Source organism: Aquicoccus porphyridii, assembly GCF_008369105.1.
GTDB classification, from domain to species: domain Bacteria; phylum Pseudomonadota; class Alphaproteobacteria; order Rhodobacterales; family Rhodobacteraceae; genus Aquicoccus; species Aquicoccus porphyridii.
Genome location: NZ_VINQ01000015.1, coordinates 83,950 through 105,220, shown reverse-complemented (window position 1 = coordinate 105,220; position 21,271 = coordinate 83,950). Strand labels below are relative to the sequence as shown.

The following is a 21,271-nucleotide window of genomic DNA, read 5'->3' as shown; positions in this document are numbered from 1 at the left end:
AACTTGACCCCCAGCGAAAATACCGAAACACTCAAAACAGAAACATGATCGCAGGCAGATAATCAGCCGTGCCCGAACTGTCCGGGAATTACTGAAATGGCTGTCCGGGATTTAGCGAAATCGCTGTCCGGTAATTTTGAAATCCGCAGACGCCGACGCGGATGCAGATGCGGACGCGGACGCGGACGCCGATGCGGATGCCGACGCGGACGCCGATGCGGATGCCGACGCGGACGCGGATGCTGATGCGGATGCCGACGCGGATGCTGATGCAGATGCAGATGCGGACGCGGATGCTGACGCAGATGCTGATGCTGACGCAGATGCTGACGCTGACGCTGACGCAGATGCGGACGCGGATGCAGATGCTGACGCAGATGCAGATGCTGACGCAGATGCAGATGCTGACGCAGATGCTGATGCTGACGCAGATGCGGACGCCGACGCGGATGCAGATGCTGACGCCGACGCGGATGCTGATGCCGACGCGGATGCTGACGCCGACGCGGATGCAGATGCTGACGCCGATGCTGATGCTGATGCCGACGCAGATGCTGACGCTGACGCGGATGCGGATGCCGACGCAGATGCGGATGCCGACGCTGATGCCGACGCTGACGCGGATGCCGACGCAGATGCTGACGCGGATGCCGATGCTGACGCGGATGCAGATGCGGATGCTGATGCTGACGCAGATGCGGATGCCGACGCAGATGCTGACGCAGATGCTGACGCAGATGCTGACGCGGATGCAGATGCCGACGCCGATGCGGATGCTGACGCGGATGCAGATGCGGATGCGGACGCAGATGCGGATGCGGATGCCGACGCAGATGCGGATGCCGACGCTGATGCCGACGCTGACGCAGATGCTGACGCGGATGCCGATGCTGACGCGGATGCGGATGCCGACGCAGATGCGGATGCCGACGCAGATGCGGATGCGGATGCCGACGCTGATGCAGATGCTGATGCCGACGCCGATGCCGATGCGGATGCTGACGCTGACGCGGATGCTGACGCCGATGCGGATGCTGACGCCGATGCGGATGCTGACGCGGATGCGGATGCGGATGCAGATGCTGACGCCGACGCAGATGCTGATGCTGATGCTGACGCGGATATCGGCATCCTCGATCCGGTGCTCGGAGATGGCGGCCTATTGGGTGTTCTGACCGGGAATGATGGTGATCTGGGCGAAGTGACCGGAAGCGAGGGAACTCTTGGTGACCTGGCCGGGAATGATGGTCTCCTGGGTGAAGTGACCGGTAGCGACGGGCTTCTGGGTGATCTGACAGGTGGCCAGGGTCTTCTTGGCGACGGTACGACAGACGCGGGTCCCGAAGACGGGCTTCTTGACTTCGCTGTCGCCGACGAAGGCCTTCTTGGTGATGTGACTGGCAACGAGGGTTTGCTGGGTGAAGTGACCGGCTCCGAGGGACTGTTGGGCGATCTGATCGGCAATGACGGAGCACTGTCGCCTCTGACTGGCAACGAAGGTTTGCTGGGCGACCTGACCGGCGTTGGCGCGCTGGGTGACGGTTCAGGCGAAGGGACTGCGGATGGTCCGCTGTCTGATCTGCTTGAGCCGGTGACCGGCGAAGATGGCCTTCTTGACCCGGTGATCGGTGAGGACGGTCTTGTCGACGATATTCTCGGCGAGGACGGGGTTCTCGACCCGGTGATCGGCGAGGACGGCCTGGTTGAGGATCTTCTCGGCGAGGATGGTCTTGTCGGCGGCCTGCTCGGCGACGACGGCGATCTCCTCGATCCGGTTCTCGGCGAGGACGGTCTTGTCGGCGGCCTGCTCGGTGGCGACGGTGATCTCCTCGATCCGGTTCTCGGCGAGGACGGTCTTGTCGGCGGCCTGCTCGGTGGCGACGGTGATCTCCTCGATCCGGTTCTCGGTGAGGACGGTCTTGTCGGTGGCCTGCTCGGTGGCGACGGCGGTCTCCTCGATCCGGTGMTCGGTGAGGACGGCCTTGTCGGTGGCTTGCTCGGCGGCGACGGCGATCTTCTCGATCCGGTTCTCGGCGAGGACGGTCTTGTCGGCGGCCTGCTCGGCGGCGATGGCGGTGATCTTCTCGATCCGGTTCTCGGTGAGGATGGCCTTGTCGGTGGCTTGCTCGGCGGCGACGGCGGTCTCCTCGATCCGGTTCTCGGTGAGGATGGCATTGTCGGTGGCCTGCTCGGCGGCGACGGCGATCTCCTCGATCCGGTTCTCGGCGAGGATGGCCTTGTCGGTGGCTTGCTCGGCGGCGACGGCGGTCTCCTCGATCCGGTKMTCGGTGAGGATGGCATTGTCGGTGGCCTGCTCGGCGGCGACGGCGATCTCCTCGATCCGATTCTCGGCGAGGACGGCCTTGTCGGCGGCTTGCTCGGYGGCGACGGCGGYCTCCTCGATCCGGTTCTCGGTGAGGATGGCCTTGTCGGCGGCTTGCTCGGCGGCGATGGCGGCGATCTCCTCGATCCGGTTCTCGGTGAGGACGGCCTTGTCGGTGGCTTGCTCGGCGGCGACGGTGGCGATCTCCTCGATCCGGTGATCGGCGAGGACGGTCTTGTCGGCGGCTTGCTCGGTGGCGACGGCGGCGATCTCCTTGATCCGGTCCTCGGTGAGGACGGTCTTGTCGGTGGCTTGCTCGGCGGCGCAACGGGCGATGGCAACCTCGTTGGCGGCCTTCTCGGAGATGAGGGTCCGATTGGCGGATTGCTGGGTGGAGGCGACGACGACGGTCTACTTGGCGGTCTCTTCGGCTGAGGCGCTACATGAAAAATTGGCGGACCGGAGGGCAATGCCCTTCGGTCCGTTTACGTATTGGGCCGCGTTGTTCGGGCCCGTTCCGGTGCCTGGCTGGCGGTGGTCTTCAATTATTTTCGCGATTTCGCCACTTTTTGCCGGGGTAGTCACCCGGAATGATTGACAGGAAATACGAAAAGCTGGTTATACATACTAAAAGCTATAGTTACGCACCTTTAGGTTGTTTGTGTGTCAATAGATGAGATGCTTGGTGATGTAGCACGATGGCTTTGATGCTGAACCGCTCGGTGGTGCGGTCGGGAGTCCGATCGAGCGCAGGGCAAAAAATCTGTGATAGGGACCAGGGACCAAAGCTATGTCGACAAAAGTGCTGAAGGCTGAAAAGCCCACTGATTTTCAGGTCAACGTCAAACGTGCCGATGTGGATAATTTCTTCCGCAGCGGTGATAACCTTGTGGTTCGTTTGAAGAACGGTGATCAGCTTGTGATCGAAGATTTCTTCGTTGTTGGACCCGATGGAGAGATGAGCAAGCTCTCACTCACTGATGGTCCCTATACTTTCAAGAATGCAGATCTTGCCGGCGCCGAGGATGCAGCGGCTGGTGCTGGTGCAGGTATGGCGAACGCGTTTGGTATGGGTGAAGACGGTCTTGCGGCAGCAGCCTCTGTCGGGGGAGCTGGCTTGCTGGCTGCGCTTGCCAGTAGCAGCGATGATGACCCGACTGATCCGACTGATCCAACGGACCCCACTGATCCAACGGACCCCACTGATCCAACGGACCCAACTGATCCGACGGACCCGACTGATCCGACTGATCCGACGGACCCGACTGATCCAACGGACCCGACCGATCCGACGGACCCGACTGATCCAACGGACCCGACCGATCCGACGGACCCGACCGATCCGACGGACCCGACCGATCCGACGGACCCGACCGATCCGACGGACCCGACCGATCCGACGGACCCGACCGATCCAACGGACCCGACCGATCCGACGGAGAGCGGGAGCGTTCTGGGTGAGGCCGTCGATGGCCTTGGTGGAACCACTGGAACTCTTGGCGAGGGAATCGACCAGGCGATCTCGGAACTGGACGATCAGGACGTTGCCGCGGCGCTCAACACGTTGATCGACACGACGACCGAGGCGCTGACCGGTGAGGGCAATCTCATCGATGGTGCCGAAAGCGGTGTGGATGTGCTGGTCGAAAGCCTCGAGGACGGTATGCAAGGCTTCATGGATGGCCTCGACAATGGCACACCTATGGCAGGCGCCGGTGATCTGTTGGCTTCGCTGGTTGACGGGCTGCTTGCTCGCGACGCCGACTCGGGCGGTGGAGTGCTTGGTGATCTCGAGTCCGGCACCAGCCAGGCCGGTGCAACGCTGGCGGATGGGCTTGCGGACAGCCTTGCGGCGCTTGACACACTCGATGCCGAGACTGCGTTGCAAACCTTGCTGGGTTCCGTCGAAGAGGCGTTGTTGGCCGAGAATGCCCTGGTCGATGGCGCGCTTGACGATGCCATCGAACTGGTCGAGGCCGTGGCCGATGGTCTTGACGGTGCGGTGACCGATCTGACTGCGGGCGATGTTCTTGGGGGAGTGAATACGCTTACCCAGAGTGTCCTTGCAGGCCTGCATGGTGGTACCCAAGATGGCGGCGACGGTGCCGATGAAGGATTCCTCGGCGGCCTGCTTGAGGGCGTGATCGGCGATGACGGCCTGCTCAATGGTCTTCTCGGCGGTGAGGACGGACTCCTTGGTGACTTGCTGGGCGACAACGGCGGCTTGCTAGACGGTGTGCTCGGCGATGACGGCCTGCTCGGCAACCTTCTTGGAGATGGCGGCCTGCTCGGCGGCGACGGCGGTCTCCTCGATCCGGTTCTCGGTGAGGATGGTCTTGTCGGCGGCTTGCTCGGCGGCGACGGCGGTCTCCTTGATCCGGTTCTCGGMGAGGAYGGTCTTGTCGGTGGCCTGCTCGGCGGCGACGGCGGTCTCCTTGATCCGGTTCTCGGCGAGGATGGTCTTGTCGGTGGTCTGCTCGGCGGCGACGGCGGTCTCCTCGATCCGGTTCTCGGCGAGGATGGTCTTGTCGGTGGTCTGCTCGGCGGCGACGGTGRTCTCCTCGATCCGGTTCTCGGCGAGGATGGTCTTGTCGGTGGCCTGCTCGGCGGCGACGGTGGTCTCCTTGATCCGGTTCTCGGYGAGGACGGTCTTGTCGGCGGCCTGCTCGGCGGCGACGGTGGTCTCCTYGATCCGGTTCTCGGCGAGGACGGCCTTGTCGGCGGCCTGCTCGGCGGCGACGGTGRTCTCCTCGATCCGGTTCTCGGCGAGGACGGTCTTGTCGGTGGCCTGCTCGGCGGCGATGGCGGTGATCTCCTTGATCCGGTTCTCGGTGAGGATGGCCTTGTCGGCGGCTTGCTCGGCGGCGACGGCGGTCTCCTCGATCCGGTCCTCGGCGAGGACGGTCTTGTCGGCGGCCTGCTCGGTGGCGACGGCGGTCTCCTCGATCCGGTGATCGGTGAGGACGGTCTTGTCGGTGGCCTGCTCGGCGGAGGCGACGACGACGGCCTACTTGGCGGCCTCTCCGGCTGAGGCGCTAAATGAAAAATGACGGACCGAAGGGCAATGCTCTTCGGTCCGCTTATCTATTGGGCTGGCGGCTGGAATAGACTACGTTGAAAGACACAGCGTCAATTTCCGGAAGCGAATCGGTTGACTCATACTAGCGGGATAGTGGAAGAACGATCCCTACCACCTGCCATGATTCAGGTATCGTCAACTGTTTGCCGGGCTCATGTCTTCTGCGCTTAATGGTCTTGGGCTAATGCAATCGACGTGAACACGTGGGCATCTGGGATATGGAGGGAACAGTGGTCGAGATTTTTACTACGTCAGGCGACGAAACTCAGCGCGTGACTGGTTCGGAGCTCCGGTTGGAAAGTCCGGCCGATGTTTATTTCGGGGATGCTACACCCGGAATTGCCTATTATGAGAAATCGGGTGCAGACCTGAACGTAACGCTACTCGATGGCACAACCGTTCTGATAGAAGACTTTTTTGTTATTGGAGCCGAAGGGCGCTACAGCCGTCTCTTGCAGGGTCGAGACGGTTCTGAAGAAGTGACAGGGCTCATCGCGCCCGAGCCTCTCTTGGCTTCTGTGGGCGACACAATCAACCGGCCTGTTGACGCCACGCCATTGGAAGAACCCGCCCCGCGGAGTGAGCCCGCAGAACTACCCATGGAAGAAGGCGATGCTTTCGAAGTGACAGAAGTCGAGGACGGGGTTGTTCAGGTCAGTTGGGCGCCGTCAGAAGGTGGCCAGGCGGCTGATACGGGCTACGACGCGGCGCAAGGCGGTGGAATGGGCCAGTTCGTGCTGGCTGGGAGCAGTGTGGACAAGCTGGCATTTGGTGGATTCGCGGTCGCCTCGACTTCGCTTCTTCTCGGCGAATGGAGTGCCGGCGACGGGTCGGGCACGGTTGGTTCGACTTCAGGTTCAGGCGTCGCATCAGCCGCGGTTGAGGAGCCGGAGCCAGCGACTGACGAAGTAGTCGCCGAAACCGAAGAAGATGGAACGGAAGACGTTGCATCTGGTGTTTCAGGGGAAGCTGCCAGCGCTGACGGTTCGGCGCCTGTGATTGACGAGGACGCTCCTGCACCGGAGATTGCAAATACGGATGCAGAGAACGAAAACGACCCCGGTGCGGATGATTATGTCGGGAATCTCGTGAGCGGCATTCTCGGTTTTGATGACGACGACATGGGCGAGGGGGGGCTCTTCGCCGAGGTGATGGCGGAGTCGGCAACTGGTGTCGACGAGACGATTGAAAGCGGTGGCATGTTCGGCGACGATGAAGCGCCAGTTGAGACAGGGGAGGATATCTCGGGATACGCGGTGATGCCGGCGGAGGACGATAGCTCACTGTTGGATGCACCGACGGGCACCGGTGCGGACTATGTTTAACGGTTGAATTGTGTTCTTCGCGCTCGTTTCAGGGTATTGGCGCGATTGGTTTTATACGAGTGGTAGGATTGGATTGCTGATCTAGGGGCGGTTTGGGGGCCGCATCGGAAGGACATGCTGTATTAATTATTCGGAGAGTTGAAGGTGGTATTGCTGCTGGGTCCGGTTCACTGGAAGACACATGTGCCGGGGTTCCCGATCTTGGGCACCGGAGGTGCCGTATGAGCCAAGGCGCCAAGATGCGTAAGGGGAGAGTGGGAGCGCGGATGAGGAGGCTACCGATCTGGCCGATAGCGTTTCTGGCTGTGCTGTTGACCCTTCCGCTCGCATCCTCGGCGCAAACTTTGCGGGAGGCGGTGGTTTTGGGCAGTCAGCGCGACCCTACTATTGCGGCCTTGCGCGAGCAGGTGGCAGCCGAGACCTCAAACGTGGAGATTTCCCGCGATGCCCGGCGCCCCCAGTTGAATATTTCGGGTGATACCGGCGACAATGGTGGCGATCTCGGAATCAATCTGACGGTTACCCAATTACTTGCCGATTGGGGGTTATCGAAGAGCCAGATCGCGGAAGCGGAGGCCGAGCGGGTCAAAGTGGTCGCCATGCTGAAATCTGAAGTCGAAGATTTCACGCTCGCGATGTCGGAGGCTTATTTCGAGATCGTAATTGCAAAGGCCAAGATCGCTCGCACGCAGGAATACGTGAGGTTTACAAATCGCCAGGAGCGGTACTCGCGTGACCGGGTCCGGGCAGGACTTGCCAATAGCGCCGAAGTCGCACGGGCACGATTGGAGATTTCGCGTGCCGAAGAAGAGCTGTTTCAGCACCGGATGGATTACGATATCGCTTTGGCCGAGGTCGAATTTCTGTTGGGGCAGCCGCTGAAACAGGTATCGCCTCCTCCTGCGCTCGCCTTTCTGGACCGTTTGAAATCAAGCCGCGAAGTGATCACCGCTGTGGTGGGCGCCCCTGATTATGTTTCAGCATCTGCAGACGTGGCCATCGCGCGCGCGGGGGTTTCTGCGGCACGCGCCTCGCGCAAGCCACAGTTGAAACTCGAAGCCACGGTGCGGCAGGATTTGACCGGAGGGCGCGGGCGTTCGAGTGCGGTGGGGATTACCGCAGGAATGGACCTGACCTCGAGCGGTTTTCGCGGGCGCGCGGTGATCGCCGCGGAGCAGCGGATGAAGGCCGCGGATCAAAGGCTGCGCGCGGTGGAGAAGAACCTGCAGAACGAAGTGCGCACCTATCGGCAACGTCTGGAAGCACTGAGGGTTTCCAAGCGCTCGCTTCAAGCACAGGTCAGCGATGCAAGGGATGTTTTGCGAGCGTTCGAAGAACAGTTTCGAGCCGGGCAGCGTGAATTGCAGGATCTTCTGTCTACGGGGCGCGACCTTTATGAAGCGGAAATATCGGCCATTGATACCGCCGATGAATTGAACCGCATGGAGTACAAGGCGGCGCAATCGGTTGGTTTGTTGGGTGCGATGCTGTTGAGCACAAAAAGGGAAAAGTGAAGCGATGAGTGATATATCGGCCCTTTCTGATCGTCTGGTTACAGGATTGATCGCGCTCTGTCGGGCCTATGATTGCGACGTTGCTGCTTCCAAGTTGACATCTGGCCTGGCGCTTGAAGGCGGCCGTTTGCCTTTGCATGCGGTGCCGCAAGCATTGCGACGCGCCAATTTAGCCGGGCGGGTGATCGAAACGAAGCTTTCGGAAATTTCGGATTATGCGTTGCCGGTCCTTTTGCTGATGCGCGACGGGAGTTGCCTGGTGCTGGAGGAGGTTGAAGGAGAGCGGGCCGTTGTCGGCGTTCCAGACACGGAAGGTGGCCGCCGCGAGATCTCGCGAGAGGAACTGGAAGACGCCTATCTCGGACGGGCTATTCTGGCCAAGCCTCTGGATGTGGTGGCGGCACGTGTTGGCGGTTTTGCGAAGGAAAACGATCGTCACTGGATCACCGGGCCCGTGATGGATAACTGGCCAATTTATCGTGACGTGCTCCTCTCCTCGCTTGTGGCGAACATTCTGGCTATTACCACCGTCGTTTTCACCATGCAGGTCTATGATCGAGTGGTCCCCAGCCAAGCATTCGATACGCTATGGGTTTTGGCGAGCGGTGTGGGACTGGCTGTGGTGTTGGAATTCGTACTTCGTGCGATGCGCGCGCGACTGATCGATATTTCCGGGCGGGATCTGGATTTGCGGCTTTCCAAGCGGCTTTTCCATCACGTCGCTAACCTTCGGCTTTCTCATCAGCCACAATCCGTCGGGGTGCTTGCCAGTCAGGTGCGCGAGTTTTCCTCGGTGCGTGAATTCTTCACTTCGACCACGGCGGCACTTATTTGTGATCTGCCTTTCACACTGATTTTTCTCGGAGTCTTGTGGTTTATAGGCGGACCGGTGGCCTTGGTCGTGCTCGCCGGGGCGGTGGTAATCGTGTTGCCCGGGCTTTTTTTGCAGCGCCACCTTGCCAAGCTGGCGCGACAGAACACCCGTGAGGGGGCGGCGCTTAACGGGCTTCTGCTTGAAGCGATATCCAGCCTCGAAACGGTGAAGGCCGTGCGGGCAGAGACCCGGATGGAAAAGGCGTATGATCAGCTTACGGCCACGATGGCCGCTTCGGGTATCCGCGCGCGGCAGCTTACGGCGATGCTGGGGCAATGGGCCGCTTCGGTACAGCAGGTGACCTATATATTTGTAATCATTACCGGCGTTTACCTGATAGCCGCCGGAAATTTGACCGTGGGCAGCTTGATCGCTTGTTCCTTGCTTACCGGGCGCACGCTTACCCCAATCAGCCAGCTCAACCGGCTTTTGGCGAAATGGCAGAACGTGAAAAGCGCGATGGAAGGGCTCGATGAGGTGATGAGCATGCCCATTGAGCGCAGCGAGGACCGGCGATATGTGCGGGCCAATGACTTGAGCGGCTTTTTTGAACTCGAAGATGTGAAATACAGCCATGATGCCGAGCAGGGCGATGCGCTTTCGATTGGTATGCTGAAGATCAAAGCAGGAGAGCGGGTGGCGCTTCTGGGGAGTAACGGCGCAGGCAAGTCCACGATGCTGCGTATTCTTGCCGGTCTCGTTGATCCCCAATCCGGCTCGGTGAAGATTGACGGATTGGCGATGAGCCAGATCGACCCGATAGATCGGCGGCGTCAGATTGGTTATTTGCCTCAGAGCGTGGCGCTGTTTCAGGGTACGCTACGCGACAACCTGAGCCTCGATCAAGGGCTGCACACCGACGAAGAGATGATGGCGGCACTGGATGCTGTCGGGCTGGGACCACATGTGCGCAAGCATGTTCGGGGGCTGGACCTGAATATTCAGAGTTCCGGAAATGTTTCGGGCGGACAGAAACAGGCTATCGCGCTGGCACGGATTATTCTGCAAGATCCGCCTGTCGTGATCCTGGATGAGCCGACATCGGCCTTTGACCATACAACGGAGATTCACGTGGTGCGCTTTTTGTCGAAATGGCTGGAAGGGCGCACGACGATCATCTCAACTCACAAGAAGGAGTTGCTGGCTTTGACGCCGCGAGCGGTTGTGCTGAAGGAAGGCGGTATCGTGCATGACGATACCTTGGCCAATATTCTAGCCCTGACCCAGCGCAGTACGAGAGAAAAACCAATAAAGGCTGTGAAATGAGCAGCGCGACAGACAGACTTCTCGCGGATCTTGATGGTAAATTTCGCGCTCAGAGCCTCAAGGCGGCGCGACAAACAGTGTGGGTTTTATGTGTCGCTATGGTGATTGGACTGATCTGGGCCGCACTCGCCCAGATCAGCGAAATCACGCGAGGATCAGGCAAGGTCGTGCCGATGCAAAGGATGCAGGTGATCCAGAGCCTTGAAGGCGGTATTCTTGCGAAACTGCTGGTTAATGAAGGCGATATCGTCGAGGTCGGCGATGTGCTGGTACAACTGGACGGCACTCGGTTCCGCTCGGCCTATTTGGAGACGGAAGCCGAAATTTCTACGTTGACGGCTGAGATCGCGCGGCTGGAAGCGGAGGTTCAGGAGCGCGATGATATCGCTTTCACGGATGATGCCGACGGAGCAGCCCAACGCGACGAAGCCCGGCTTTTCCAGGCGCGTCGAAACAAGCTGGAGGAATCCGTGGCCGCGCTTGAGGCGGAACGCGCCATTCTCAAGCAGCAAATCGACGTGACGGCGCCGCTCGTTGACAGCGGCTCGGTAAGCAAAGTGGAACTGTACAGATTACAACAACAGTCCGCGGCGCTTGCCGGGAAAATTGCAGGTCTGACCAATTCTTATGTGCAAGACGCCTACAATGACCTTGTGAACAAGAAGGCTCGGCTCGTTTCGCTTCAGCAGGTGCTTTTGCAGCGCCGCGATCAGCTTGAGCGCACGAGCATCCGGGCTCGCGTCTCGGGGCGGGTGAACAATGTGGAAATAACGACGATTGGCGGCGTGGTTCAACCGGGCGAGACGATTATGGAGGTGACTCCACTAGACGACCAGTTGTTAATAGAAACCAAGGTACCGCCGCGAGACGTTGCTTTCGTAACCCCTGGAATGCCTGCCAGCGTAAAGATCACGGCCTATGATTTTGCGGTCTATGGAGATTTGAAGGGAACGGTGACGCAGATTAGTGAGAACACAGTGGAAGAGGCTGGACCTACTGGCCCCCAAGCGTTCTACCGGGTGATGGTGACGACCGAGAAGAACTATCTGGAGGCGGGAGGAGAGCGATACCCGATCCGACCGGGCATGGTTTCTCAGGTGGACATCGAAACCGGCAAACGCTCGGTTCTAAGCTATCTTTTAAGGCCGCTCCTACGGGCGCAGCTGCGTTAGCGGAATATGTGTATGAAGCGCGGAGGCATCGTTTTGAAGAGCGGCAAAAGAGGGAAAACAATAGGATGAGTTTTCTAGGCCCAGTGATCGGCATCGCATTCAGGCGAAGTTGGAGTCTGTTTGCACGACGGCTTCTGCTTGCCGTGGTGTCGTTGCCTTGCCTGGCCATTGTCTTGAGTTTTACCTTGATTGAGATGCCCGCTGCTCAAACGCTTCTTGAGGTGGACGATAAACAGATCGCTCTGAACGTTAACGAGGCGAAATTCCTTCGGCTGGACGAGCCCGCCAAAGCGGTCTTTTTGTCCAATCCCGGTGTGGCCGATATCGACCTTCAATCCGCAAAATATATCTATATTGTGGGAAAATCCGTTGGCGAGACCACATTGTTCGTACTCGGCGCCGATGATGAGCCGATGATGCGCACGACGATTGCGGTGGGCATAGATTCCCAGAGATTGAGCCGGGCGGTACGTCAGGCGGTGAGCGGTGGGACAGTATCGGTGTCTTCGCTGGATGGGGCGGTGTATTTGCATGGTAGCGTTCCCACCCCGGATGACGTGGTGACGGCCGAGGATGTATTGGCAGCGTTAGCCGGACCGAATGCCGTGATTGTCAACCGGCTGGAGCTGGAGCAGTCGGCGCAGGTCAACCTTCAGGTCAAGATTGCCGAGGTCGCGCGAACCATCAGCGATGATATCGGGTTTGGCATGAACGGCGGGAACAGCAGGGGAAGTTTCAGTTCCCCGGCCTCAACCATCTCCAATGGATTTGCGATTACCGTGACGCCCTCGGCGTTGGACATGAACTTTCTGCTGAATGCGTTGTCGCAGCGTGGATTGGTGAGCATCCTGTCCGAGCCGAACCTGACGGCGCGGTCCGGGGAGACGGCCAAGTTTCTCGCCGGTGGGCAGATTCCGTATCAAGTGAAATCCGCCAATGACGAGGTGACGATCGAATTGCAACCTTATGGCGTGGAACTTGAATTCACCCCGGTGGTACGTGAGAAGGGGCGCATAGAAATCCGCCTGGAGACCAAGGTGCGGGAGGTGGACGAATCGCAAACCACGTCCTCGGATATTGGCCCGGCACTCACGGAACGTAGTGCTTCTACCACTGTCGAAATCGGTTCAGGGCAGAGTTTTGCAATTGCCGGCATGTTCCAGAGCGGCACGCAACAAGCATTGGGCGGTTTCCCTGGTCTGGTAAATTTGCCCGTTCTCGGGGCGTTGTTCAGATCGTCGCGCTATGCGCGCGGCGAAACGGAACTTGTGATCACTGTTACACCCTATCTGGTGGAGCCGACAAACCCGCGTGATCTGAAAACGCCGGTGGACGATCTCAAGCCTGTGGGGGGCATTGAGCAATGGGGAACTGGTCGTTTCACGAAACCGCTGAAGCCGGGGCAGAATCGGGGTAAATCGCGGGTGCGCGGGACTGGTGGAGGATTTCGGCTGCAATGATCCGTTTTTTCGTATGGGCTACATTGTCCGTCTCTCTCGCCTTGACCGGCTGCACAGAGGCCGAAGCGCCGCGAGGCGCCGTTGACCGCCTAGAGCCACAGCTTGCCGAGGCGCACTACAACTATCGTTTCAACAATTGTTCAGGAACCATGGCGGAATCTGAACGCGCGAAGCTCTATAGGTTTTTGCGCGAATTGCACCTCACATCAGATGATGTTCTGGTGGTGACGCTGCCAAAGGGGCGCAATCCCACGCGAGACGTGCAGCGCATGCAGACGATGATGACGCTGTTGCGGCATGTGCCAGCGCAGAAACGTTACCTGGCGGCGCGGGATTTTCGAGACAAGTGCCGCTCGCAAAGCGTCGGGACGATCCGCGTTGTGCGCACGCTTTCGGTGCAGGCCGATTGCGACGGCGCGTCGGCCGGGCGGCCGGACGGTTGCAGTTCAGGGCACAATCTTGCGGCGATGATGGCCAATCCGTCCGATAGCTTCTTGCCGCCCCAGACTACAAACGCATGGACTACGGCAAGGCAGAGGCGCAATGAATAGATCGGAAGCGTGTAACGACTACGTGCGTGTCGGCCTGCGACGGGTACGGAAACTTTTGCGCGACGAGCGCGGTCTCGTGACGATCGAGTTCGTTATTCTCTTCCCTGTTTTTGTGTTCTTCCTCCTCTTTATCTTGGCCACCAGCCTTTATATTGGCACGGCGAGCGATTTGCAGCAGGCGGTTCAAACGCTCGCGCGGCAATCTGTGGGCATCATCGCCAAGGGCGATCCCGATGTGGATATATGTGCCGAGCTCAACACGACCATTCTTTCACAGGTGATTGAGCAGAGCCCGCTGCTTCGGCTGGATAATGTCAGCTTTCCGATGACCTGCGGGGGCCAACCAGCGGAGGACGGTAGCGTGAGCCTGGAGATGAGCTACAATCTGACTGGCAGTGCTTTGCAGTCCGTCAGCCAGACATTGGGTATGGATTTTGGCACCATTTCTCGTAGTGCGGTCGTTTTCGTGAACTGAGAAAAGCCATTGGCCCACGTGGTGGATCGTGACCTAGTTGACAAGCCGTACATCAGACCTGCTGCAGGTGTGATCGTTGAGAATGATATCGACACGAGCGATGTCGATTCCGAGCGCGTCGAGCAGGGCTTGAACAAGACCGTCGAGCAGAAGGCTGCTAGAAAGTAGGGTGGTCAGGTCATCGATCACTGCGGTGAGCTGGCTAATGACGTCGTCGAGCACCCGGACGACCACGTCCAGCAAGCAGCCAATCCCGAACAGAATGCGCATGCACCTTTCATAGCGTTCGTCTGAGGTTTCCTCGCGCTCCTCGTGCAGGTCGTTGCGCATGTTTTCGAGTGTCTGAGACAGAGCCGATGTCACGTCGGAGGTCGCGAGCTGACTACTAACAGCCACAGGTTGTCCTACTTGGTCGAGGCGGATTTCGACGGTTTGTGTGCTTGAGGCCAAATCGGTTGTCGTGTGTTCAGCCGCATCATCCCCGTCGATCGGTGCCAGCAACGAGAGTCCCAACCCGAGCGAGGCCGGGCCAGAAGTGACTTCGAATGTGGCGATGATGTCGTCGGGTTCACTGGCGGCGCAATTGAGTTCGGTCAGTGTTGCGGTCGCATTGGCGGCGGATAGGTCGAGCGAGAGATCGAGCAATCCAGCGAGCTGAGCCTCAACTGAAAGATCGACTTGGCTGATCTCGCCGGTCAGCGGTGTCTCATCGGAGACAGGACCGACGAATGTGACGGGCGCGCGAATAAGTCCGGTTTCAACGTGCACATCTGCCAGCGGTCCAAGGGGTAGCGCGATATCGGCCGAAAGCCGTTCGGAGGGGTCTGAGTTGGCAAGCCCGGCGGCCACCGTCAGCATGTCCGCAAGGCCGATTTCCAGGTCTGGCAGTGGATCGTCGACATTGAGATTGATGAGGGAAGGGGATATCTTGAGCAATCTTCCCAGAGACGTGTTTGAAGAAGCTGCGGCCGTATAAGCGGAGAGATCCGCCCCGGCTGCGAGTAGCAGGGCCTCGACAAGATCGGCCGTGGCGATAGAGGCGTTGAGGAGATCATCGAAGGTGACCACATCGCCGCTAATCCCGAGCGATACGAGATCAACCAATTCGTTGATCTCGACATTTGTCGTGGCGAGACCGGCATAGCCAATCGCTTCCAGATCGACCCCCAGTCCATTCTCGCCAACCAACGCGTCGGCGATTGGATCAAGAAGTGGAGATTCATCAGTGTCGACCGTAAGCAGCCGATTGCGCAAGGTGAAAGCAGCATGCGGTGGGCCACTCATGGCAACGGCCGAGCGGGTAATGAGGTTTGGCGAACTGGGCACGATGGCCGACCACAGGAAGGCATACCAAGGCATGGACACGCTGACCTTGACAGCGTTGACACCGGTTGGGGCTGTCGGATCAAAGCCGGTTTCCGGCGCATAGCTGCCAAAAATGACATCGTCTTCGTCGAGCAGGATTTCACCATATTGATCGTTTAGTGAAACCGTCTCCTGGGCGCGTGCGCGGGCTTGATCGAGGTCGCTCAACCGGGCAGCGGCGCTTTGTGCTGCAAGGTCGGCTTGACCCTGCAGGAAGAGCTTTTGCGCGTTGAGTTGGCTGATATCTACAGCGAGGCCGCCGATTAGAAGTACCGCTGGAATGAGGATGATGAAAAACACGGCCATTGCGCCGCTTTCCCCTTTCGCGAATCGTCGAAATCCTGCAGTAAAAAGAATGGGATGTTTGAATGTCCGTCTGGGGGCGGAGGCTGTGCTTGCGCGATTCAATCCGGGTGCTGTGGCGGGGACTTCCCTTAAGAAATCGCATGAGGATTTGGATGTCAGATGCAACGCTTGGCCTCCAGGGATAGTAAAAAAGGCTGTTTTCGAGCGATCTTACAGGATTGGGTCGGGCGAAAATGTGGCAAATGGGTTGGCGTATCTAACGTTTTTCCATTGTTATCGAGTTCAGCGTCAATTGAGAAGCAGAACCGGTCGTTGCCCCCGTTATTTTTAGCGCGCTGTTTCAGGCTTGGACATTGCCCCCAAGCCTCAGGCCCATTGTGCGCAGCGGTGGCAAGCGCTAGGCACCGTCGATAGACAAAATGCGCTTTCCGGTATTTTCCGTACGACGGACGCAGGACAAAAATGGAAAGGTCAGAGACATGGCATATTTGACGAAAATCGGAATTGCGGGAGCTCTGATCGTTGCGACCATCGCTGTAGCGCCTGGCGGGAGTGCAGCACGCAGTTATTCAGAGGTGCAACTACGGGGCAACGAATTCTTGAAGAGCGATGATATTCTCGCGGTCTGCGATATTTCGGAGGACGAAAACTTTACCTCTTCGACAAAAGCCGAGATCCGCCAATGCCTGATGTCGACCGGGCAATTTGGCGGGGTGAAATTCGTCCCTGAGGGGGACACGATGGTGATCGAGGTAGAGGAATTGAATAGCCGGCCCGGTCGTTTCGAGGTCGGGTTGCAGGTCGATAGCGAGGAAGGGCCGATAGGAACGGTCTATTTTGAGCGTTATAATCTTTTCCCCGGCACGTTTGGTGCGATTGAGCTTCGGTTCTCGGAGGAATTTTCGGAACTGACGACCAGCCTTTATCGCAAGGACGCCTTTGCCAATGGGTGGGATTTGGGGCTGGATACAAGCGTTACCGACGCTCGCTATGACGACCAGAGTTACGAGCATCGCCGTGCCTTCATCGAACCTTACGTGGCGCGCAAGTTCGCAGGGGGCGGGCGCGGCGAGATTGGCCTCGGCTATCGGAGTGATACGATCCGCAATGTTAGCGCGACGTCGAGTGCGCTGATCAAGGCTGACGCAGGCGCCCGGCGTGAAGCATATTTACGGTTGAGCTATCGACATACAGCGGAAAACTGGGAAGCCGAGGCAAAGCAATTCTTCTTCGGGCTGGGAACGGGCAACGTGATAAGCCAGACGCAGGTCTCGGCCGGGACGCGATTTGCAATCGACCCCGACAACCTTGTCCTTGCTTTGCGGATGGAAGGCGGGCACGTTTCATCACTGAAAGGTCCCCCGGCCAGGATTTCGGATCGTTTCTTTACCAGCGGAACCGCGCTTCGTGGCTTTGCTTCGCGAGGCATCGGCCCGCGCGACGGTGCGGATTTCCTGGGCGGCGAAAACTATCTGGTGGGCAGTGTCGAGCTCCAGAAGAGCATTGGGCAAGTTTTTGGCACCCCGGCGAGGATTGGCGGTTTTGTCGATGTGGGGTCCGCGTGGGGGCTGAGCAATACACTTGGAGGTGGCGTCAATGATGGTCTTGATTGGCGGGCGTCTGCCGGGCTCTCGATGACACTCGAGTTTGGGAATGTGCCGGTTTCATTCTACCTGGCCGAGCCAGTTCGCAAGCAGCCGGGTGATGAGATTCAAAATTTTGGGTTGTCGATTTCGGCACGTTTCTGAATGGCAAAACGGTCACAAGAAATACTCGGCTCAGGAGAGAAAACGATGCGAACCAAACTTAGGAAGCTCGGTGTGGCGATCGTGCTGAGTAGTAGCCTTCAGGCCTGCGGAACAATTTCGGGTGACGGGTCAGGGTTTTCGCTTTCGGGGAAGAACGAGGACGTCTCGGAGACCGAGGCCGTCGCTGATGCGGCCATTTCTGGTGGTTCCTATGTCGAGGCGGCGCGCCTTTATGAGAAGGCCGCCGGAGAGAACCCGAAATCGGCGTCGGCCTATCTCGGGCTTGGGCGCAGCTACCTGGCAATGGATCAGCTCGGACGGGCGGAATTCGCGTTGACGCGGGCGCGTATGCTGGACAAACGCAACCCCGAAATTCTCAATGAGCTTGGCACGCTGAAATTGCGGCGCCTGCGCCCGGCAGAGGCGATAGAATTCTATGACGAGGCATTGCGGTACGAACGAAATAATCTGTCGGCCCTCACAGGCAGGGCCGTGGCCCTTGATTTCCTATCACGGCACGCCGAGGCCCAGGAAAGCTATCGGGAGGGGTTGAAATACTACCCTTCGAATTTCGTGCTGATGAGCAACTACGGTTTGAGCCTCGCTCTTTCGGGGCAAGTGGGTGCGGGGATCAGCATGATGGAAGAATTGCTGCGTGACCCCGACAACGGGGACACGGTGCGCAGCAATCTGGCGATAGCCTACGCGCTGGACGGCAAGCGCCGAGAGGCGCGTGCCATGTTGACCGGCACGATGAGTGAAACGGAAGTCAGCGCGACGCTTGATCACTATGAGGATATGCGCAACCGTTTCAAGAGCGGCAAGCCAATCGGTTACATGGTTTTCAGCTAACTGAGCCACGCTCCGAACTTCGGGCACCGACACAAACTACGATGTGCAGATCTTCGATGGGGGCTGACGCATGCCTCATCATGCCCGGCTCGGGCAATTTGATGCTTGAGGGGCTGAGACCGTCCCGCCTTCCAGTGGCATTCAGCGTTTGCGAGCGTTCATCGCCTGCCTGAAAAGGCGCAAATAGCGCGGGGCAACTGCCGAAATATGAAAGCTGCGCCCGGTTTTACGCGCAGCCTTGGAATAACGGGCGCGCCGCTCGGGATCGTCCTTGAGCGCCTTGATCATTTCGATCCATTTATCGTCGTCATCGGGCAGAAGGCATCCGTTGACATCGTCGATAATCAGTTCGGAAGCATAGCCGCGGTCGGGTGCAATGACACAGCCACCTCGGGCCAGAATTTCCATCAGCCCCCAGTTGGCGACGCCAAAGCGCAAGGGATAAAGGAAAAGGTCGACTTCACCTATCAACGAGGCGAAGCGATCATAGGGGAGCTTACCCGGAAATTCGATTCTTTCAGCGCGCGGATAAAGCCTTAGAGCGTGGTCGCGGAAGTTTTTTACCTTTCCGCCATAATGATGGTTCACCCATTGCTGTTCGTAGCCATAGGTGGAGGCATCGGGATCGCCGATGGCGACAAAGCGCGCGTCCAGGCCTTCGCCGATGAGCCGATCAGCCAGACGCATGTAAATATCGATTCCCTTGGCATTTGAAAGGTCGCGGGCGGCGAAGCCAATGGTAAAAGGTTTATCCGGTGCATGCTCGGGTTGCGGCGGCGGGGTGATCTCGAAGCCTTCGAACTGCACTTCGATCTTGCCGTGCAATTCGGTTGGAAACATTGCCTTGGAATGGGCGCTGGGCACGATGGTGAGATCGCTTTTCAAAACCTGATGGAAGTGCAGCATTTCCGTGTTGCGGTCGCCTAATCGCTGGGCGAGATTCGGCGGGTAATCGGGGTCCCATCCATGAGCCTCGTAGCTGGGAAACTCGATATAACTCACAATGGCTGCGTCGATTTCATTGTAGAGGAAGTGCGGGGCGCCCCAGAGAGAATGCGTAACAATTACGTCAATCCGGGTTTTCTTGCGTAGTTCAAGCAGGGCGGCAAGCAAGCCACGGCTGATCCGTGCGGAACGTTCAACCTTGCTGGAATAATAATAGCTTTGTGGCCCTACGATTTTCCCATCGGGCTGAAATGGGATGAGGTTGGGCACTCGGTGGCTATTGGCTTGAGTGTAGCCCGGTGTCGTAAGAAAATACGATTCAGCGAGCTTCTCGCGGCGGAGATACTCACAAAGCAGACCGAGCTGGCCAGGGTAGACGGAGCCAGCAAAAACGATCACAGGACGAGACATGGCGTTTCCATTTTGGGGGAATCTGATCTGGCTTCCGTCTGATTACAACATGAATTCCACGAATATGCGTTTGTGACGACGCAGCACCGATTCTATCACCGCCCTGCCTTCATCGGTCAACCGGAGCTCGACGTTGTTCCGTGGGCTTCCTGCTGCACCTGACGGCGCAGCATGTCTCGGCCACAACCGATCTTCGGGGCGATTGCCTTGATTGCCACCGACCGGCTCTCGTGGTTGCTCTTGATCGTCAGGCACCATCCGTACCGTGTCTGGCCTGGCCGGGATCAGTCAGTCTTCTGTGGTTCAAACGGGTCGATGAGTGCCCGCTGGGCATCTGCCAGGACAAGTCGGGTCAAGGCTGCTCTCTTGTGTTTGCAAGCTTGGATCAGAATTCATTCCACATGGGAATCCTGAACGTCAACACGCCTTGGTGGTTCACAAAACAGCCAGGAATCGACGGGTTTCCGGTTGCCATGTCGCGTCAGAACAAAAGGATTGCGGGGTGCTCTTTAGTATGTATAATGAGCCTTGTGGGGCATTGCGGAAACCAAAGAGTGTAAGGATTTAGCCATGTCAATGCAACGCGGTATGTTTCCCGCCTCCGATCTGTCGGGCGTCAAGCCAGCCGCCAATGATGATCGCAGCGCCGCCCCTGCCGGTACGCTTCGGGTGAGCGACCTGATGCATCTCAGCACCGAGATGCGCCGCATGGACAATGCGGATCTATGCCCCAAAGGGCTTTCGGTTCTTCTCGCTGACTCCGATGCGGCAAGTGTATCCTATCGGGAGTGGGTTGCTCAGATGGGCGGGAACCTGATGGTGGTCTCGGAGGCGGAACCCCCGATGCAGTGGGTTCTGAAATATGCAGACAAGCTGGATTTCCTTCTGGTGGATTCGGATTACATCGGTGACGTTGAGGATACCGTTGATTTCTGTATCCAGCTTCGTCGCGCCAAGCCCGGCCTGAAGATTATCCTTATCTCAAGCGAGGTTAGGGATGACGACTTTACAACAGAACGCATGATGGCTTGCGATGCGACGCTTAAAGCGCCGTTTTCGGAAAGCCGACTACGGCAGGCCGTCGCCGCAGCGCAGCGGAATAACGATCAAGGCCATTATTCTCTGGGCTCCCGACTGGGACTGTCCGAATTTTCGGATGAGTGACCGTGATCGCGTGCAAGAAATTGCATTTGGATTCGGCTGGATGCGCAAAGGGAATTCACGGCTAGGTTCGTATCATCTGTGATGCCATGGCGCCCCCTCCCTTTTTTGCGATGTTCGGCACCCCGTCTTGGTCAACCTTCGGTGTTGGGCAAGAGAACCGATGATGAGGTCAAAACATGGAACTACTCGCCAAACTTATCCTGATGGTGGGTTCATTCAAAGATTTCGCAAAATCACGCTTCACTGATGAGGCTGGAGCCGTTACGGTGGAGTGGGTTGTGTTAACGTCAGCAGTAGTAGCGCTCGCAGCAGGCATTAGTGGTGTGCTAATCGGTGAGGGCGACAGTTCCGTGATTAATGTTTTGAAGGATCTATTGGCCAACGCGCTGGAACAAGGTGTGAATGCTGCTTCCGATTGATCAGCCCTGTTTGTGTGTTAAC

At 58.3% G+C, this 21,271-nt stretch carries 16 protein-coding genes; 14 read left to right on the top strand and 2 right to left on the bottom strand.

Annotation, left to right across the window (positions count from 1 at the left end):
- Positions 1-197: 197 nt before the first annotated feature.
- The 10 genes from FLO80_RS16805 to FLO80_RS16765 all read left to right on the top strand — a co-directional run bounded on the left by FLO80_RS16805 (position 198) and on the right by FLO80_RS16765 (position 14,039).
- On the top strand, positions 198-1,175 hold the full coding sequence (locus FLO80_RS16805; RefSeq protein WP_223145497.1) for a hypothetical protein: 978 nt from the start codon (positions 198-200) through the stop codon (positions 1,173-1,175).
- Positions 1,142-2,758, top strand: coding sequence for a hypothetical protein (locus tag FLO80_RS22915; protein WP_188078324.1), 1,617 nt, complete (start codon positions 1,142-1,144; stop codon positions 2,756-2,758). Before FLO80_RS16805 ends, FLO80_RS22915 begins: the two co-directional genes overlap by 34 nt.
- 367 nt (positions 2,759-3,125) lie before the next feature.
- Complete coding sequence (locus FLO80_RS16800; RefSeq protein ID WP_188078323.1) at positions 3,126-5,354, top strand: BapA/Bap/LapF family prefix-like domain-containing protein; 2,229 nt, start codon at positions 3,126-3,128, stop codon at positions 5,352-5,354.
- A gap of 278 nt (positions 5,355-5,632) precedes the next feature.
- Entirely contained in the window at positions 5,633-6,727 is a 1,095-nt protein-coding gene (locus FLO80_RS16795; protein WP_146611052.1) for a BapA/Bap/LapF family prefix-like domain-containing protein, read from the top strand.
- A gap of 221 nt (positions 6,728-6,948) precedes the next feature.
- Positions 6,949-8,241, top strand: a complete 1,293-nt coding sequence (locus FLO80_RS16790) for a TolC family protein (protein WP_111367645.1) — start codon at positions 6,949-6,951, stop codon at positions 8,239-8,241.
- Positions 8,242-8,245: 4 nt separating this feature from the next.
- Complete coding sequence (locus FLO80_RS16785; RefSeq protein WP_111367647.1) at positions 8,246-10,381, top strand: type I secretion system permease/ATPase; 2,136 nt, start codon at positions 8,246-8,248, stop codon at positions 10,379-10,381.
- Positions 10,378-11,553: a beta-barrel domain-containing protein gene (locus FLO80_RS16780; protein WP_111367649.1), complete on the top strand. Its 1,176-nt coding sequence runs from the start codon at positions 10,378-10,380 to the stop codon at positions 11,551-11,553. The genes FLO80_RS16785 and FLO80_RS16780 overlap by 4 nt, the downstream gene beginning before the upstream one ends.
- Positions 11,554-11,618: 65 nt before the next feature.
- Complete coding sequence (locus tag FLO80_RS16775) at positions 11,619-13,013, top strand: type II and III secretion system protein family protein (protein WP_111367651.1); 1,395 nt, start codon at positions 11,619-11,621, stop codon at positions 13,011-13,013.
- Positions 13,010-13,564, top strand: coding sequence for a CpaD family pilus assembly lipoprotein (locus tag FLO80_RS16770; protein ID WP_146611053.1), 555 nt, complete (start codon positions 13,010-13,012; stop codon positions 13,562-13,564). Before FLO80_RS16775 ends, FLO80_RS16770 begins: the two co-directional genes overlap by 4 nt.
- A gap of 76 nt (positions 13,565-13,640) precedes the next feature.
- Complete coding sequence (locus FLO80_RS16765) at positions 13,641-14,039, top strand: TadE/TadG family type IV pilus assembly protein (protein WP_188078322.1); 399 nt, start codon at positions 13,641-13,643, stop codon at positions 14,037-14,039.
- 33 nt (positions 14,040-14,072) lie between these two features.
- On the opposite strand, the gene FLO80_RS16760 is transcribed toward FLO80_RS16765, so the two are convergent.
- A complete protein-coding gene (locus tag FLO80_RS16760) occupies positions 14,073-15,710 on the bottom strand; it encodes a pilus assembly protein TadG-related protein (RefSeq protein WP_111367657.1) in 1,638 nt (545 codons plus the stop codon).
- A gap of 479 nt (positions 15,711-16,189) precedes the next feature.
- Here FLO80_RS16760 and FLO80_RS16755 point away from each other — a divergent pair, with 479 nt between their 5' ends.
- Both FLO80_RS16755 and FLO80_RS16750 read left to right on the top strand, forming a co-directional pair.
- A complete protein-coding gene (locus FLO80_RS16755) occupies positions 16,190-17,458 on the top strand; it encodes a BamA/TamA family outer membrane protein (protein WP_188078321.1) in 1,269 nt (422 codons plus the stop codon).
- Positions 17,459-17,503: 45 nt separating this feature from the next.
- Positions 17,504-18,310 carry a tetratricopeptide repeat protein gene (locus tag FLO80_RS16750; protein WP_188078320.1) on the top strand — a complete coding sequence of 269 codons (807 nt, stop codon included), beginning with the start codon at positions 17,504-17,506 and terminating at the stop codon, positions 18,308-18,310.
- 141 nt (positions 18,311-18,451) lie between these two features.
- On the opposite strand, the gene FLO80_RS16745 is transcribed toward FLO80_RS16750, so the two are convergent.
- On the bottom strand, positions 18,452-19,666 hold the full coding sequence (locus FLO80_RS16745) for a glycosyltransferase (RefSeq protein WP_111367663.1): 1,215 nt from the start codon (positions 19,664-19,666) through the stop codon (positions 18,452-18,454).
- Positions 19,667-20,236: 570 nt separating this feature from the next.
- Here FLO80_RS16745 and FLO80_RS16740 point away from each other — a divergent pair.
- Together FLO80_RS16740 and FLO80_RS16735 are read left to right on the top strand one after the other, a co-directional pair.
- A complete protein-coding gene (locus tag FLO80_RS16740) occupies positions 20,237-20,830 on the top strand; it encodes a response regulator (protein WP_146611054.1) in 594 nt (197 codons plus the stop codon).
- A 176-nt stretch (positions 20,831-21,006) separates the two neighbouring features.
- Complete coding sequence (locus FLO80_RS16735) at positions 21,007-21,249, top strand: hypothetical protein (protein WP_370330874.1); 243 nt, start codon at positions 21,007-21,009, stop codon at positions 21,247-21,249.
- The last annotated feature ends 22 nt before the right edge of the window (positions 21,250-21,271 follow it).